The sequence below is a fragment of the Mesorhizobium sp. M8A.F.Ca.ET.021.01.1.1 genome (assembly GCF_003998025.1).
Classification (GTDB): domain Bacteria; phylum Pseudomonadota; class Alphaproteobacteria; order Rhizobiales; family Rhizobiaceae; genus Mesorhizobium.
In genome coordinates, this window is the sequence record NZ_RZSJ01000083.1 from 1 (window position 1) to 15,241 (window position 15,241).

Annotated in this window: 15 protein-coding genes; 12 read left to right on the forward strand and 3 right to left on the reverse strand. The window is 64.5% G+C overall.

Annotation, left to right across the window (positions count from 1 at the left end; genetic code table 11):
- Positions 1–738: S-methyl-5-thioribose kinase (gene mtnK, locus EOA36_RS09685; protein WP_127277211.1), on the forward strand; the 738-nt coding region annotated here is incomplete at its 5' end.
- Positions 735–1,829, forward strand: a complete 1,095-nt coding sequence (gene mtnA / locus EOA36_RS09690; RefSeq protein ID WP_127277213.1) for an S-methyl-5-thioribose-1-phosphate isomerase — start codon at positions 735–737, stop codon at positions 1,827–1,829. The genes mtnK and mtnA, both read left to right, overlap by 4 nt.
- A 182-nt stretch (positions 1,830–2,011) precedes the next feature.
- On the opposite strand, the gene EOA36_RS38785 is transcribed toward mtnA, so the two are convergent.
- A complete protein-coding gene (locus EOA36_RS38785; RefSeq protein ID WP_281040047.1) occupies positions 2,012–2,134 on the reverse strand; it encodes a hypothetical protein in 123 nt (40 codons plus the stop codon).
- A 245-nt stretch (positions 2,135–2,379) separates the two neighbouring features.
- On the opposite strand from EOA36_RS38785, the gene EOA36_RS09695 reads away from it, so the two are divergent.
- From EOA36_RS09695 to EOA36_RS09725, 7 genes are all read left to right on the forward strand, one after another.
- The gene (locus EOA36_RS09695) at positions 2,380–3,207 is read left to right on the forward strand and encodes a phosphogluconate dehydrogenase C-terminal domain-containing protein (RefSeq protein ID WP_127277215.1); all 828 of its coding nucleotides are present in this window, start codon (positions 2,380–2,382) and stop codon (positions 3,205–3,207) included.
- A 264-nt stretch (positions 3,208–3,471) separates the two neighbouring features.
- A complete protein-coding gene (locus EOA36_RS09700) occupies positions 3,472–4,413 on the forward strand; it encodes a D-ribose ABC transporter substrate-binding protein (protein ID WP_127277218.1) in 942 nt (313 codons plus the stop codon).
- A 79-nt stretch (positions 4,414–4,492) separates the two neighbouring features.
- Positions 4,493–5,137: a DUF2291 family protein gene (locus EOA36_RS09705; RefSeq protein ID WP_127277220.1), complete on the forward strand. Its 645-nt coding sequence runs from the start codon at positions 4,493–4,495 to the stop codon at positions 5,135–5,137.
- On the forward strand, positions 5,134–6,690 hold the full coding sequence (locus tag EOA36_RS09710) for a sugar ABC transporter ATP-binding protein (protein WP_127277223.1): 1,557 nt from the start codon (positions 5,134–5,136) through the stop codon (positions 6,688–6,690). Before EOA36_RS09705 ends, EOA36_RS09710 begins: the two co-directional genes overlap by 4 nt.
- A complete protein-coding gene (locus EOA36_RS09715; RefSeq protein WP_127277225.1) occupies positions 6,690–7,754 on the forward strand; it encodes an ABC transporter permease in 1,065 nt (354 codons plus the stop codon). Before EOA36_RS09710 ends, EOA36_RS09715 begins: the two co-directional genes overlap by 1 nt.
- A 2-nt stretch (positions 7,755–7,756) precedes the next feature.
- Positions 7,757–8,791, forward strand: coding sequence for a Gfo/Idh/MocA family oxidoreductase (locus EOA36_RS09720; protein WP_127277227.1), 1,035 nt, complete (start codon positions 7,757–7,759; stop codon positions 8,789–8,791).
- Entirely contained in the window at positions 8,788–10,626 is a 1,839-nt protein-coding gene (locus EOA36_RS09725) for a hypothetical protein (protein ID WP_127277229.1), read from the forward strand. Before EOA36_RS09720 ends, EOA36_RS09725 begins: the two co-directional genes overlap by 4 nt.
- A gap of 4 nt (positions 10,627–10,630) precedes the next feature.
- On the opposite strand, the gene EOA36_RS09730 is transcribed toward EOA36_RS09725, so the two are convergent.
- Positions 10,631–11,344: a transcriptional regulator NanR gene (locus tag EOA36_RS09730; protein ID WP_127277231.1), complete on the reverse strand. Its 714-nt coding sequence runs from the start codon at positions 11,342–11,344 to the stop codon at positions 10,631–10,633.
- Between the two features lie 258 nt (positions 11,345–11,602).
- Here EOA36_RS09730 and oiaX point away from each other — a divergent pair, with 258 nt between their 5' ends.
- Both oiaX and EOA36_RS09740 read left to right on the forward strand, forming a co-directional pair.
- Positions 11,603–12,853 (forward strand): 3-oxo-isoapionate-4-phosphate decarboxylase OiaX, encoded by a 1,251-nt coding sequence (gene oiaX / locus EOA36_RS09735; RefSeq protein ID WP_127277233.1) that lies wholly within the window; start codon positions 11,603–11,605, stop codon positions 12,851–12,853.
- Between the two features lie 8 nt (positions 12,854–12,861).
- Positions 12,862–14,184, forward strand: a complete 1,323-nt coding sequence (locus tag EOA36_RS09740) for a four-carbon acid sugar kinase family protein (protein WP_127277237.1) — start codon at positions 12,862–12,864, stop codon at positions 14,182–14,184.
- On the opposite strand, the gene EOA36_RS09745 is transcribed toward EOA36_RS09740, so the two are convergent.
- Positions 14,181–14,720, reverse strand: a complete 540-nt coding sequence (locus EOA36_RS09745; protein ID WP_127277235.1) for an Lrp/AsnC family transcriptional regulator — start codon at positions 14,718–14,720, stop codon at positions 14,181–14,183. The two genes, EOA36_RS09740 and EOA36_RS09745, sit on opposite strands and share 4 nt — an antisense overlap.
- Before the next feature lie 48 nt (positions 14,721–14,768).
- Here EOA36_RS09745 and EOA36_RS09750 point away from each other — a divergent pair.
- Positions 14,769–15,241, forward strand: a 473-nt coding sequence (locus tag EOA36_RS09750) for an MFS transporter (RefSeq protein ID WP_145969137.1), incomplete at its 3' end; no start/stop codon positions are given.

Genomic DNA, 15,241 nt, shown 5'->3' on the forward strand with positions numbered 1-15,241 from the left:
ACCGAGAATCTCGTATTCTCAGACCCCTATTTCGACGCCAAGATGAACCGCCACACCAGCCCGCAGCTCGACGCGTTGGTTGCCGAGTTGCGGGCCGACCGCGACCTCAAGGTCGAGGCACAGCGGCTGAAGCATATCTTTGCCGCCAATGCCGAGACGCTTCTACATGGCGACCTGCATTCCGGCTCGATCATGGTCACCGACCAGGAAACGCGGATGATCGATCCGGAGTTCGCCTTCTACGGTCCGATGGCCTTCGATGTCGGCATGCTGCTCGCCAATTTCTGGATGTCCTTCTTCTCGCAACGCGGACATGAGCAGAAAGGCAAGCGCGATGCCATGCGCGCCTATCTGCTCGATGTCGTCGTCGAGACCTGGGCGGTGTTTCGCGCCGAGTTCTCGCATCTGTGGCGCACCGAGCGCACCGGCATGCTCTACCAGAAGACCCTGTTCGAGGATCAGGGCGACATACTCGCCGCCGAGCAGGCGCTCGACCATGTGCTGCACCAGATCTGGACCGATTTGCTCGGTTTTGCCGGCATCGAGGTGCACAGACGCATCCTCGGCCTCGCCCACAATGCCGACTTCGAGACCATTGCCGATGAAGACCTACGCGCCAGTTGTGAGGCGAAGGCGCTGAAATTCGGCCGCCACATCGCCGTCAACCGGCACCAGATTCACAGCATTGACGAGGTCAACAACCTGGCCGCGCTGATCGAACAGGAGAACAGCATTTGAACGTCGGCGACCGCCACTATCGGACCATCTGGCTCAGCGGCGACGGCCGCTCGGTGGAGATCATCGACCAGCGCTGGCTGCCGCATGAATTCCGCATCGAGAAGCTCGGCACGGTCGCCGGCGTCGCCACCGCGATCCGCGACATGTGGGTGCGCGGCGCACCGCTGATCGGAGTCACCGCGGCCTATGGCGTCGCCATGCAGATGACGGATGACGCATCCGACGAAGCGCTCGATGCCGTCTGGGAAACACTGCACGAGACACGACCGACGGCGATCAACCTGCGCTGGGCGCTGGACGAGATGCGGCGTTTCCTGCGGCCGTTGCCGCCAGAAAAACGCGCCACGGCCGCCTACCGGCGCGCCAGTGAAATCGCCGACGAGGACGTTGGGCTGAACCGCGCCATTGGCAAGAACGGCCTTGAAATCATCAAGGCGATCGCGGCGCGCAAACAGCCGGGCGAGACGGTCAATATCCTCACCCACTGCAATGCCGGCTGGCTGGCGACCGTCGACTACGGCACAGCCACTTCACCCATCTATCTCGCCGTCGAGGCCGGCATTCCAGTCCATGTCTATGTCGATGAAACACGCCCACGCAACCAGGGTGCCCAACTGACCGCCTGGGAGATGGCCGGCCACGGCGTGCCGCACACGCTGATCGTCGACAATGCCGGCGGCCATCTGATGCAGCGCGGCGCGATCGACATGGTCATCGTCGGCACCGACCGCACGACTGCCGATGGCGATGTCTGCAACAAGATCGGCACCTATCTGAAGGCGCTCGCCGCCGCCGACAATGACGTGCCGTTCTACGTCGCGCTGCCCTCTCCCACCATCGACTGGACAGTGGGCGACGGCCTCGCTGAAATCCCGATCGAGGAGCGCTCGGGCGACGAGGTGTCGCTGGTCTGGGGCAAAACCGCCAAGGGCGAGATCGCCCAGGTGCGTGTGTCGCCCGAAGCGACGCCGGCAAGGAACCCCGCCTTCGACGTGACGCCGGCACGGCTGGTGACCGGACTGATCACCGAGCGCGGCATCGCCAAGGCCTCGCGCGAAGGGCTGAGGGCGATGTTCCCCGAGCGGGGATAATCGGTTGCGCGAAGGCGCGCGTTCAGAACCAAACGTTCACGGTCCGGGCCGTGCCGCCTGGCGATCTCCAGCACGCTGACAAAGTGCGGTGAGCACCGCGGGCCGCCGCGAATAATGGCATCCATGGGCGTGTTTTGGCGGCCGGGGACCATGACGCTTCAGGCACTCCAATCGCGGGCAGGCTAATAAGGCACGTTGATCTTCAGCGGATCGACAAGCGCCGTCGCCACCTGTTCGCCAGCCTGCACGTCCCCATCATCACCACACATACAGACCGGCGGTCTGCCGTGGGGCGCGCGGGACATCGTCCAGGATATCGTTGCTCTCCTCGATCTGGCGATGCCGGGCTGGAAAGTGCCGTCGCGACGGGCCGCCTTCTACAGCACGCGACGGCGACGCGGTGAAATCCGATCCGGACGCCCGAGGCGGTCCGCCCGGAATGACAGACGGATGATGATTTCCTCTTGCCAAAACGTGGTAGAGTGATCATACCAGTATATAAGGCAACGATCGGCTAAGCCATCGTTCAAGACCAGGGAGCAAGGGCTAGATGACGACGATCGCGCTGTTCGGTGCCGGCGGCAAAATGGGATACCGCCTTTCGACCAATTTCCGCGGCTCGCCCTACACGATCCGCCATGTCGAGGTCAGCGAGGCTGGGCGTGAGCGGCTGAAGACCGGACTGGGCTTCGATACGGTCAGCGCCGACGAGGCGCTGAAAGGCGCCGACGTGGTGATCCTGGCCGTGCCGGACACTCATATCGGCAAGGTCGCGGCCGGCATCGAGAGCAAGCTTGCGCCGGGCACGATGGTGATCGTGCTCGATGCCGCAGCACCCTTCGCCGGCCATTTGCCCGATCGTCCCGACCTGACCTACTTCGTCACCCATCCCTGCCATCCGCCGATCTTCAACGACGAGACCGACATGGCGGCCAAGAAGGACTATTTCGGCGGCGTCAAGGCAAAGCAGCACATGGTCAGCGCGCTGATGCAGGGACCGGAAGCCGACTATGCCAAGGGCGAGGCCATCGCCAAGATCATCTGGGCGCCGGTGATGCGCTCGCACCGCGTTTCCGTCGAACAGATGGCGCTGCTCGAGCCAGGCCTTTCGGAAACCGTGTGCGCCTCGCTGCTGGTCGTCATGAAGGAAGCGGTCGACGAGGTCGTGGCGCGCGGCGTCGACCAGCAGGCGGCGCTCGATTTCCTGCTTGGCCACATGAACGTGCTCGGCGCCGTCATCTTCGGTGAGACCCAGGGCGTGTTCTCCGATGCATGCAACAAGGCGATCGAGTTCGGCAAGCCGGTGCTGATGCGCGACGACTGGAAGCGCGTCTTCGAGCCGGAAGAGATCGCGGCCAGCATCCAGCGGATTACCTGAACGAGTCATCAGGTACATATCACCTGAATTTGTGGTTGACTCATCATACCAGTTGGCTAAATTGTTGCTGGCTCGGATCGGGCACGCTTCGCTGGGAGTTCGAGCCGGGACGAGTGGAGGATGGCGGGGAACGGGAGCGCGGATCGGCTCTGAAGAAGCCGATCGGCGGCTTGAGCCGAAGTGGTCCGCATTCTCCGCGGCCTGACGAATTCAGATGCAGTCGCCTCGACGACCGAGGCACAGATTTTTCAAAGGGAGGACTTCATGAAACTGACACGCAGAATGACGCTTGCCGCCTTCGCAGGTGTGCTGGCAATCGGCACGGCGATGCCCGCCTACGCGGCCGACCTCATCGCCATCATCACCCCATCGCACGACAATCCGTTCTTCAAGGCGGAAGCCGTCGGCGCCGAAGCCAAGGCCAAGGAACTCGGCTACGAGGCGCTGGTGCTGGTGCATGACGACGACGCCAACAAGCAGTCCCAACTGATCGACACCGCGATCGGCCGCGGCGCCAAGGCGATCATCCTCGACAATGCCGGTGCCGACGCGACCGTCGCCGCTGTGCAGAAGGCCAAGGACGCCGGCATTCCCTCCTTCCTGATCGACCGCGAGATCAACGCCACCGGCGTCGCCGTGGCGCAGATCGTCTCTAACAATTACCAGGGCGCGCAGCTCGGCGCGCAGGAGTTCGTCAAGCTAATGGGCGAGAAGGGCAATTTCGTCGAGCTGGTCGGCAAGGAATCCGACACCAATGCCGGCATCCGCTCCAAGGGCTATCATGATGTCATCGACGACTATCCGGACCTGAAGATGGTCGCGCAGCAGTCGGCCAACTGGAGCCAGACCGAGGCCTATTCCAAGATGGAATCGATCCTCCAGGCCAATCCCGACATCAAGGGCGTCATCTCCGGCAACGACACGATGGCGATGGGCGCCTATGCGGCGCTCGCGGCCGCGAACCGCAAGGATGTCATCGTCGTCGGCTTCGACGGTTCGAACGACGTGCGCGATTCCATCACCTCCGGCGGCATCAAGGCGACCGTGCTGCAGCCGGCCTACGCCCAGGCGCAGATGGCGGTCGAACAGGCCAGCGACTTCATCAAGAACAAGAAGTCGCCCGAGAAGGAAAAGCAGTTGATGGACTGCGTGCTCATCAACGGCGACAATGCCGCCAAGCTCGAAACCTTCGCGCTGAAGAACTGAGCCGGCGCGCTATAATTGCGAGGGGCGGACCCAGGTTCGCCCCTCGCCTCCATTCACGTTCCGGGTGCTTTTGATCGCCATGCCGAAGACATTGACCTGGCTAACTCTCGCCGCGCTCGCTGGCCTTGGCCTGAGCGGCTGCAAGATCCTGCCGACGCCAATGGCGCGGAGCGAAAATAGTGCGCCTGCCTTCAACCCAGACAAGATGGTCGAGGACATCTGGGCCTCGAAGGTCATCCCCTATCTCGTCCAGAAGGCCGGACCGTTGGCCGAAGTCCAGGCGCTGGCGAAAACCGATCCGGCGGCGGCCGGCGCCAAATACGGCAATCCCAGGAAGCAGACGAATTCGCCATGGACCTTCGCGGTCCGAGTCGAGGGCAAGATCATCACTGCCAACACGCAGTCGCGGGCGGGCACGATGGATATCGACGTGGACGGCGACGGCAAGGCCGATGCGCGCGTCCAGATCGGGCCGGCCATGCGCGGCACGGCGTTGCGGGACAGCCTCGATTTCGTCCAGTTCAACGACTTCACCAACCAGATCGACTTCGCCCAGTTCGGGAAGGCCTTCAACGCCTATGCCGACAAGACCGTGCTGTCCAAACTGCCGCGCGAGGCACTTGAGGGCCGGACCGCCAAGGTGCTCGGCGCCTATACGATCGAAGGCGGCCAGGACCTGCCCCTTGTGACGCCGGCGGAGGCCGAGATCGGGCCGAGGCCATGAGCCCCGCTCACGACGTCATCCTGAAGCTGGAGGACGTCTCGAAGGTCTATGCCGGCACTGTCGCGGTCAAGCAGGCGAACTTCGAGGTGCGCAAGGGTGCCGTCAACGTGCTGGTCGGTGAAAACGGCGCCGGCAAGTCGACGCTGATGAAGATCATCGCCGGCGTCGAGCAGCCGACCGCCGGCCGCATCCTGCTCGAAGGCGAAGAGGTTTCCTTCTCCTCGTCGGGAGATGCGGTGGCGCGCGGCATCGGCATGGTGTTCCAGGAGCTGAACCTGTTCGGCAACATGACCGTCGCCGAGAATATCTTCGCCACCCGCGAGATCACCAACCGGCTGGGCAAGATCGACCGCAAGGCGCAGGAAAAGCGGGCGGGCGAATTCCTCAACCGGCTCGAGGCCGGCATCCGGCCCGACATGCTGGTCGAGGATTTGCGCATCGGCCAGCAGCAGCTGGTCGAGATCGCCAAGGCGGTTTCGCTCGACGCCAAGATCCTGATCATGGACGAGCCGACCTCGGCGCTGAGCGCGGCTGAAGTCGAAATCCTGTTCAAGGTGATCGCCGACCTCAAGGCGCGCGGCGTCGCCATCGTCTACATCTCGCACCGCCTGGAAGAACTGATCCGCATCGGCGACACCGTTACCGTGCTGCGCGACGGCCGTATCACCGGCCAAGAGGAGATGAGGAACGTCGATACGCAGTGGATCGTGCGGCAGATGATCGGCTCGGACGCCAAGGATTTCGCCAAAGCCGACGGCCATCAGCCCGGCGCGGAAATCTTCCGCGCCGAGGAGATCTGCCTGCCGCGCGTGACTGGCGGGCTGGCGGTCGACCATGTCTCGCTGGCGCTGCGCGCCGGCGAGATCCTTGGCATATATGGGTTGATGGGCGCCGGGCGCAGCGAGTTGTTCGACTGCATCATGGGCCGTCACGGCCATGCCAGCGGCAAGATCTTCATCGCCGGCAAGCAAGTGAAGGAGCGCGACACGACGCGCCGCATCCAGCGCGGGCTGGCATTGATACCGGAGGACCGTCAGCGCGAGGGGCTGGTGTCGATCCTCTCGGTCGCCAGCAATCTGACGCTGGCGAGCCTGTCGCGCTTCGTACGCCTGTTCCATATCCGGGGCGGCGCCGAGCGGCAGGCCGTTGTGCAGATGGTGCGGGAACTGGCGATCAAGGTCGCCGATCCGGCGCAGGAAGTCTCGTCGCTGTCGGGCGGCAACCAGCAGAAGGTGGTGATTGGCAAGGCGCTGCTCACCGGACCGAAGGTGCTTTTGATGGACGAACCCAGCCGCGGCATCGATGTCGGCGCCAAGGCCGACGTCTTCCGCACCATGCGCAAGCTGTCGCGCGATGGTCTCGGCATCCTGTTCGCCACCTCCGATCTCGACGAGGTGATGGCGCTGTCCGACCGCATCGCGGTGATGAGCAATGGCAGACTGACCGGCATGTTCGACCGCGCCGAGGCGACGGAAGCAGCGATCGTCGCGGCATCGGCGCTGGGCCACGGACCCACCGCACAACTTGCCCCCGCACATGGAGAGCAACGCTGATGACTGACATTCCGGCCAAGGCGGCCGCTCCTTCCGCCTCCAGCGGCTCCGCGTTGCTGACGCTGATGAAGCTTCGGACCTTCATCGCGCTGATCGCGGTGCTGGTGTTCTTCTCGATCGCCGCGCCGAACTTCCTGTCGGCGGCGAACCTGATCCTAATGGCCAAGCACGTCGCGCTCAACGCCTTCCTCGCCATGGGCATGACCTTCGTCATCATCACCGGCGGCATCGACCTTTCGGTCGGCTCGATCGTCGGCCTGTGCGGCATGGTAGCCGGCTATCTCGTGCTGAACGGCATCGACCTGCAGATCGGCTACACCGTCTATTTCAACGTCTTCGAGATCATCCTGATCACGCTTCTGGTCGGCATAACGATCGGCGCCGTCAACGGCCTGCTGATCACCAGGCTCAACGTCGCGCCCTTCATCGCCACGCTGGGCGTGCTCTATGTGGCGCGCGGTTTCGCGCTGCTGTCCTCCGACGGCCGCACCTTTCCCAACCTGGTCGGCAAGCCGGAATTGGGCACCACCGGCTTCGGCTTCCTCGGCGCTGGCCGGCTCCTCGGCCTGCCGGTGTCGATCTGGATCCTGGTCGTGGCGGCGCTGGGGGCCGCCTACCTCGCCCGCTACACCCCGCTCGGTCGCCACATCTTCGCCGTCGGCGGCAATGAGCGCGCAGCCCGGATCTCGGGCGTGCGCGTCAACATGGTCAAGATGTTCGTCTACATGTTTTCCGGCTTCTGCGCCGCGATCGTCGGCCTGATCATCTCGTCGGAGCTGATGGCTTCGCACCCGGCGACGGGCGAGAGCTTCGAACTGAACGCGATCGCGGCAGCGGTGCTCGGCGGCACCTCCATGTCTGGCGGCCGCGGCACGATCGGCGGCACCATCGTCGGCGCCTTCGTCATCGGCATCCTGTCGGACGGGCTGGTGATGATGGGGGTGAGTTCCTTCTGGCAGATGGTGATCAAGGGCCTCGTCATCATCGTCGCCGTCGTCGTCGACCAGGCGCAGCGCCGGTTGCAGCAGCGCGTCACCCTGATGCAGATGGCGAAGGCGGGCTGAGCATGGCGGGTTTAAGGGGAGCGCTGATCGGCTGCGGCTTCTTCGCCGTCAACCAGATGCATGCCTGGCGCGACATCGAGGGCGCCTCGATCGTCGCCATCTGCGACCGCGATCCGGAACGGCTGCGCATCGTCGGCGATCAGTTCGGCGTAGCGCGGCGCTATGCGGACGCGGCGGCGATGTTCGCGGCCGAAAAGCTCGACTTCGTAGACATCGCCACCACCGTGGGCAGCCATCGGCCGCTGGTCGAGATGGCGGCCGAGAACCGCGTCCCTGTCATCTGCCAGAAACCCTTCGCGCCGACGCTCGCTGATGCCAAGGCGATGGTGAAGGCCTGCACGGACGCCGGCGTGCCGCTGATGGTGCATGAGAATTTTCGCTGGCAGTCGCCGATCCAGGCGGTGCGCGCCGTGCTCGACAGCGGCGAGATCGGCACGCCGTTCTTCGGACGCATCTCCTTCCGCTCCGGCTATGACGTGTTTTCGGGCCAGCCTTATCTGGCGACGGGCAAACGCTTCATCATTGAGGATCTCGGCATCCACATCCTCGACATCGCCCGTTTCCTGCTCGGCGACGTGACGAGCCTGACCGCGCGTACCACACGCATCAATCCCAAGATCGCCGGCGAGGATGTCGCGACGATGCTCATGGACCACGCCGGCGGCGCGACGTCCGTGGTCGATTGCAGCTATGCCACCAGGCTTGCTACCGAGCCGTTCCCGGAAACACTGGTCGAACTCGACGGCAGCGACGGCACGATCCGGCTGGCGCAGGGCTACCAGCTTACCGTCACCGGCAAGAACGGCACCACGGTCAAGGACGTCTCGCCGCGGCTGCTGCCCTGGGCCTCGCGGCCATGGCACAACATCCAGGAAAGCGTGCTGGCGATCCAGAAGCACTGGGTCGACAGCCTCGTATCCGGCAAGGAGCCGGCAACCTCGGGAGCCGACAATCTGAGGACGTTCGCCCTCGTCGAAGCAGCCTATGCCGGCGCCGAAAGCCGCGCGCCGGTGCAGATCGACGACCTGCTGAAATGACGGCCGACGCTTTCCATCTCTACGGCACCGGGACGGCCGAAGCGGCGCCTATCCTGCTGCAGGCCGGCGCGCTCAGCGCGGAGCTGGTCAACGGCAACCTGCGCACCATCCGCCATGGCGGCACCGAAGTGCTGCGCGCCATCGCCTATGTGGTGCGCGACCGTGACTGGGGCACCTATGGGCCTGTCCTGACGGATCTCACAATCGACCAGCGCGATGGCGGCTTCCGCGTCAGCTATGCGGCAAGCTGTGCGGGTCCGGGCGGCAGCCGGCTCGGCTTCCGCACGACGATCGAGGGGTCCGCCGACGGCAATCTCAGCTTCGACGTGATCGCGTTGCCTCAGAGCGATTTCGAGACCAACCGATGCGGCTTCTGCATCCTGCATCCGATCGCCGGCCTCGCCGGCAGCGCGGTGACGGTGGAGCACACCGACGGCAGCGTGGAAGAGACGGAACTGCCCGATCTGATCGACCCGTGGCAGCCGTTCAAGGATTTGCGCGCCATCACGCATCAGGTGCGGCCTGGCGTCGTCGCGCAATGCCGGATGGAAGGCGACACATTCGAGATGGAAGACCAGCGCAACTGGTCTGATGCCTCCTACAAGACCTATGTGCGGCCGCTGGCGCTGCCATGGCCCTATGTGCTGCCGGCCAGGCAATCCCTTCGTCAGACCATCAGCCTGAGCATCGCAGGCGACGCCAATCTGCCCGCCTCGGCCGTGCCGGCCGAGCCGGTCCGCGTCGAGCTTGGGCAAGCCGGCGCGAAGCTGCCTGACATCGGCGTCGTCATCTATCCCGAGGATGTGGAGGCGGCACTTGCCGATTTACCGCTGCTGGGAAGGCTCGGTCCCCGGCAGCTGATTTTCCATTTCGATCCGACGCGCGGCCACGGTCTCGACGCGCTGCGCGCCCATGCCCGACTCGCCGCCGCCTATCCCGCTTCGACGACGCTGGAATGCGTGGCCGCCTGCACCGGCGACCTCGACGCCGAACTTTCCGACGTCGCCAATATGCTGCGCCAGGTAGGCCTGCGGGTGGACGCCATCGCGGTATCGCCCGCGGTCGACCGCCAGTCGACGCCGCCGGGCAGCCCCTGGCCGGCATGTCCGCAGCTCGAGGACGTCTACGCGGCCGCCCGCCGCGCCTTTCCCGGCCTCCGTCTCGGCGGCGGCATGTTCAGCTATTTCACCGAGCTCAACCGCAAGCGCGTTCCCGCCGACCAGCTCGATTTCATCACCCACTGCACCTGTCCGATCGTGCATGCCGCCGACGATCTCAGCGTCATGCAGTCGCTGGAGACGCTTCCCTTCATCACCCGGTCCACCCGGGCGATCTTCGGGACAAAGCCGTATCGCATCGGGCCATCGACGATTGCCATGCGCCAGAACCCCTATGGTGGGGCGACCAAGGACAATTCGCGGGGACAGCGCATCGCCATGGCGAACCGCGACCCCCGCCATGCCGCGCAATTCGCCGCCGCATGGACGATCGGCTATGCCGCGCGCGTCGCGCCTGCGGGACTGGAGATGCTGACACTGTCCAGCTTCGCCGGACCGTTCGGCGTGGTTGCCGGATCAGGCGAACCCGTCGCGCAAGGAACGCCGCGGCCGATCCTCCGGGCCATCGAAGGGCTTTGTGAGTTGGCTGGACTGACGCATGTTTCCGCTACGACCAGTGACGAGACGCGAGTTCTGGCGCTGGCCGGCCGCGCTGCCTCCAGGGAAACCATCGTCTGGCTGGCGAACCTGACGGCGAATAATGTCCCGATCGATGTTTCGACGCTTGGCCAGGACCATCTCGTGATGTCGCCCTACGCCATTATGCGTGTCGGCTAGAGCGTCACTTCTCGGAATTCATCACATAGAGAGCACGCGAGCGTTCGAGGTGTTTGATCATCGCCTTCTCGGCACCGTCGGCATCCCTGTGCTCTATGCGGTCGATGATCTCTTCATGCTCCGTCAGCGTGTATTTTTCCTTGCCGGTCCAGATCAGCATTTCGGTGTGGTATTCCTTCAGCCAGCCCAGCGTGGCTTCGCTGACGGCGACATAGATCGGATTGCCTGAAATGGACGCGATCTGGGTGTGGAACTTCATATCGGCGGAGATGAAAGCTTCGGAATCGCCGCGCGCGGCGCGCTGCTCGGCCACGGTTGCCTTCAGCAGTTGCACATCCTGTGATGTGGCTTTTTCCGCGGCTTCCCTGACCATGCCGCGCTCGAAGAAGATGCGCGCGGTCTTCAAGTGCTCCAGCGTGTCCCTGGACGAGGACAGGATGATCTTGGCCGCGCCGTCGACCTGCTTGATGATCGACTTGGCGGTCAGTTGCAGCACCTTGGCGCGCTCGCCATGCGAGATGGCGACCAGCCCCATATTGCTCAGCGCCTGCATGGCTTCACGGATCGCCGGCCGGCCGACCTCGAAGCGCTCCATCAACTCGCGCTCGGACGGCATGTCGTCGCCGGGCTGCAGTTCGCCGCTGGTGATCAGCCGCTTCAGCCTTGCAAAGACTTCGTCGGAAAGTTTGCGCCGGACGATCGGCTCCGAACGGTTCATCGTGACGAATCACTCCCTGGCTCGGTTCTTGTTTAGCATTCCCGGCAGGATTACCGGAATGCCCGCACCTGGAGCGGGGACGCTCCAGCTTTTACGCAATTCCGGACAGAAAACCGTTGCACGGTTTTCCTGGAATTGCCCTAGCCCGCCCGCTCTTGCCGAGACTCGGATATTTCTTGCAATACTTATGTACTCATTATACCAGATTTCCTGCGCGACAAAACTTTTTTCGAACCCTTTTCGAGCGGCCGGTCGACCATGATCACACTTACCTATCGCATCGAAACCCCTGGCAGCATCGAGGCGCTGGCGGCCAAGATCGCCAGCGACCAGTCGACCGGCACCTTCGTCGCGCTGCCGGGCGAGACCGAGGAGTTGAAGGCGCGCGTGGCGGCGCGCGTGCTGGCGATCCGGCATCTGGCCGATGCTGAGCAACCATCGCTGCCCGGGTCCGGCAGCGGGCCATTCCGGCGCGCCGATGTTGACATCGGCTTCCCATTCGACGCGATCGGCACCGACCTGTCGGCGCTGATGACCATCGCCATCGGCGGCACCTATTCGATCAGGGGCCTGTCCGGCATCCGCGTCATCGACATGAAGCTGCCGGAACAATACCGGGGCGCCCATCCGGGCCCGCAGTTCGGCTTGACCGGCAGCCGCAGGCTGACCGGGGTCGAGGGCCGACCGATCATCGGCACCATCGTCAAGCCGGCGCTGGGGCTCAGGCCGCATGAGACGGCCGAAATGGTGGGCGAACTGATCGAGGCCGGCGTCGATTTCATCAAGGACGACGAGAAGTTGATGAGCCCGGCCTATTCGCCGCTGGGCGAGCGGGTGAAGGCGATTATGCCGCTGATCCTCGACCAAGAGCAGAAGACCGGCAAGAAGGTGATGTACGCCTTCGGCATCTCGCATGCCGATCCCGACGAGATGATGCGCAACCACGATCTCGTGCTCGAAGCCGGCGGCAATTGCGCCGTCGTCAACATCAATTCCATCGGCTTCGGCGGCATGGCATATCTGAGAAAGCGTTCCGGGCTGGTGCTGCATGCCCACCGCAAGGGCTGGGATATCCTCACACGCCATCCCGGCCTCGGCATGGATTTCAGCGTCTGGCAGCAATTCTGGCGGCTGCTCGGCGTCGACCAGTTCCAGATCAACGGCATCGGCTCGAAATATTGGGAGCCGGACGATTCTTTCATCCGCTCGTTCGAGGCGGTGACGACGCCGCTGTTCTCATCAGACGATTGCGCGCTGCCCGTGGCCTGCTCCGGCCAGTGGGGCGGCCAGGCGCCCGAAACCTATCGGCGCACTGGCCGCACGCTCGATCTCCTCTACCTCTGCGGCGGCGGCATCGTCAGCCATCCGGACGGGCCCGGCGCCGGCGTACGGGCCGTGCTGCAGGCCTGGCAGGCGGCGGTCGAGGGCATCGCGCTGACGGACTATGCCCGCGATCACGTCGAACTGGCGCGATCGATCGAGAAATTCGGCGACGGCAGGGCGGCATGAGCATGGCCGTGCAAAACCTGCTCCTCAGTTATTACGGCGACGACCTCACCGGGTCGACCGACGTCATGGAGGCGCTCGAACTCGGCGGCGTGCCGACCGTGCTGTTCATGCGCCAGCCCGACCAGTCCCTGCTGGCGCGATTTTCGCATTGCCGCGCGGTTGGCCTGGCGGGCATCAGCCGAAGCGAAACGCCGCAATGGATGGAGGAAAACCTGACGCCGGCCTTCGAATGGCTGAAAGGCCTCGGGGGGGCGGTCTGCCATTACAAGATCTGTTCGACCTTCGATTCCAGCCCGGCGGTCGGCAGCATCGGCCGCGCCACCGAGATCGGCAGGCGCATTTTCGAGGCGGCAAGCGTGCCGATGGTGGTCGGCGCGCCACAGCTCAAGCGCTACACTGCCTTCGGCAACCTCTTCGCGGCGTTCCGCGGCGCATATTTCCGCATCGACCGGCATCCGGTGATGAGCAGGCATCCGGTGACGCCGATGGACGAGGCCGACTTGCTCGTCCACCTTTCGCGCCAGACCAGCCTTAGTTCCGGCCTAGTCGACCTGGCAACGTTGCAGGCGGACGATCTCGCGCGGACGGTCGACCAAGTCCTGCAAGACAAGGATATCGTCCTGTTCGACGTCGACAGCCACCAGACGCAGAAACGCGTCGGCGAACAACTCTGGCGTATCCACGGGAAGGGCCATGGTTTCGTCGTCGGATCCTCGGGCGCCGAATATGCCTTGCTGGCCGAATGGGCGGCCAAGGGCATCGTATCGGGGCATGCCGCATTCGCACCGCCCGGCCCCGTGGATCGGCTCGCCGTGGTGTCGGGTAGCGTCTCCCCTACCACGGAAAAACAGATCCGCCACGCGCTTGCTCACGGGTTCGACGGCGTCGAGATGGATGCGATGCGACTGGTCTGCGAAGGCGCCGGCGAAGCGACCGAGCAGGCGGTCGCGGCCGGGTTGGCGAGCCTGGCCAAGGGCCGCAGCGTCATCCTCTACTCCGCGCTTGGTCCACAGGCCGATCGCGGTGCTGAGATCGACCGGATCGAGGGCGCCCGGAACACACTCGGACGGGCGCTGGGAACCATCCTGCGCAGGCTGATCGCCGAGCAGAAACTCAAGCGCGCCGTGATTGCCGGCGGCGACACCTCCAGCCACGCGCTCGGACAATTGGCCATCGACGCGCTGACCGTGCGCATGCCGTTGCCGCAGTCACCGGGGTCGCCGCTCTGCGTCGCCCATGGCGGCGGCGCGATAGACGGCCTTGAGATCGCGCTGAAGGGCGGCCAGGTCGGCACCGACGCCTATTTCGAGACCATCCGGCTGGGGAGCTAATACAGCGGCTTGCCCAGGTGTTTCGGCGTCGGCCACTGCGCCGTGATGCCGGGCTGCACCGGCCGTTCGAGGTAAGTCGCCAGAACCACGTAGCTGCGCGTCGAAGTGACTCCGGGTGTCTCGTAGAGACGCAACAGCAGGCCTTCGAGTGCCTTGGTGTCCTCGGTACGCACCTTGAGCAATACGCAGGTATCGCCGGCGACGGTATGGATCTCCTCGACCTCGGGATATTCCGAGATCGCCATCAGTTCCGGGGTCTTGCCCCAGCCACTGGTGTCGATGTGGACGAAGGTGAGCAGCGGCTTCCGCACCGCGTTGGGATCGATGATGGCGGCCGTGTTGCGGATGGCGCCGCTGCGCCGGAGCCGCTTGACCCGCTCATGCGCTGCCGGCGGCGACAGGCCGACGCGATCGCCAAGCTCGGCATAGGTGACCGTCGCGTCGTCGACCAGAACGCCTAATATTTTTCGGTCGGTCGCGTCGACATCCCGGGCCGCCGGCCTGTTCCGCGGAATGCCATCTGTTTCTTCATCCATATCGATATTCCCGATTGTCACGGAATTTAATGCGGCCATTATGATGATATGTCGAACAACGATCAAGCCGCAGCCTTGGGCGCGGACACCAGACCGCCCATCCCGGCCCTCGCCTATCTGCTGACCGGATGCATCGCCGTGATCGGCTCGAATTCGCTGGTGCTGGGCCCGATCGCTCCGGCGGTGTCCGTATCGTTCTCGACCAGCGTTCCCATGGTGATGATGGCAGCGGCTGCCTTCGGCCTCGGCACGTCGGCGAGCGCCGTGTTCCTGGCACGCCATATCGACCGGGTCGGCGCGCGCCGGATGCTGCAGGCGGCCCTGCTGCTGCTGGCATTGGCCTTGGTCGCCAGCGCCGCCGCGCCTACCGTGACAGCGCTGGTTGCGGCACAGCTTGTCGCCGGCATTGCCGCCGGCGTCGCCATGCCGGCAATCTACGCCAGTGCCGCGGCCATCGCTCCGCCCGGCCGCGAAAGCGGCACGATCGGCGTGGTGCTGACCGGATGGACGCTCAGCATGGT

Bases quoted from the DNA above. Each gene is read 5' to 3' on its own strand.
- oiaX (WP_127277233.1), top strand. From the start codon at position 11,603: ATGATCACACTTACCTATCGCATCGAAACCCCTGGCAGCATCGAGGCG.
- EOA36_RS09700 (WP_127277218.1), top strand. From the start codon at position 3,472: ATGAAACTGACACGCAGAATGACGCTTGCCGCCTTCGCAGGTGTGCTG.
- EOA36_RS09720 (WP_127277227.1), top strand. From the start codon at position 7,757: ATGGCGGGTTTAAGGGGAGCGCTGATCGGCTGCGGCTTCTTCGCCGTC.
- EOA36_RS09715 (WP_127277225.1), top strand. From the start codon at position 6,690: ATGACTGACATTCCGGCCAAGGCGGCCGCTCCTTCCGCCTCCAGCGGC.
- EOA36_RS09705 (WP_127277220.1), top strand. From the start codon at position 4,493: ATGCCGAAGACATTGACCTGGCTAACTCTCGCCGCGCTCGCTGGCCTT.
- EOA36_RS09730 (WP_127277231.1), bottom strand. From the start codon at position 11,344: ATGAACCGTTCGGAGCCGATCGTCCGGCGCAAACTTTCCGACGAAGTC.
- EOA36_RS09745 (WP_127277235.1), bottom strand. From the start codon at position 14,720: ATGGATGAAGAAACAGATGGCATTCCGCGGAACAGGCCGGCGGCCCGG.
- EOA36_RS09710 (WP_127277223.1), top strand. From the start codon at position 5,134: ATGAGCCCCGCTCACGACGTCATCCTGAAGCTGGAGGACGTCTCGAAG.
- EOA36_RS09695 (WP_127277215.1), top strand. From the start codon at position 2,380: ATGACGACGATCGCGCTGTTCGGTGCCGGCGGCAAAATGGGATACCGC.
- EOA36_RS09725 (WP_127277229.1), top strand. From the start codon at position 8,788: ATGACGGCCGACGCTTTCCATCTCTACGGCACCGGGACGGCCGAAGCG.
- EOA36_RS38785 (WP_281040047.1), bottom strand. From the start codon at position 2,134: ATGTCCCGCGCGCCCCACGGCAGACCGCCGGTCTGTATGTGTGGTGAT.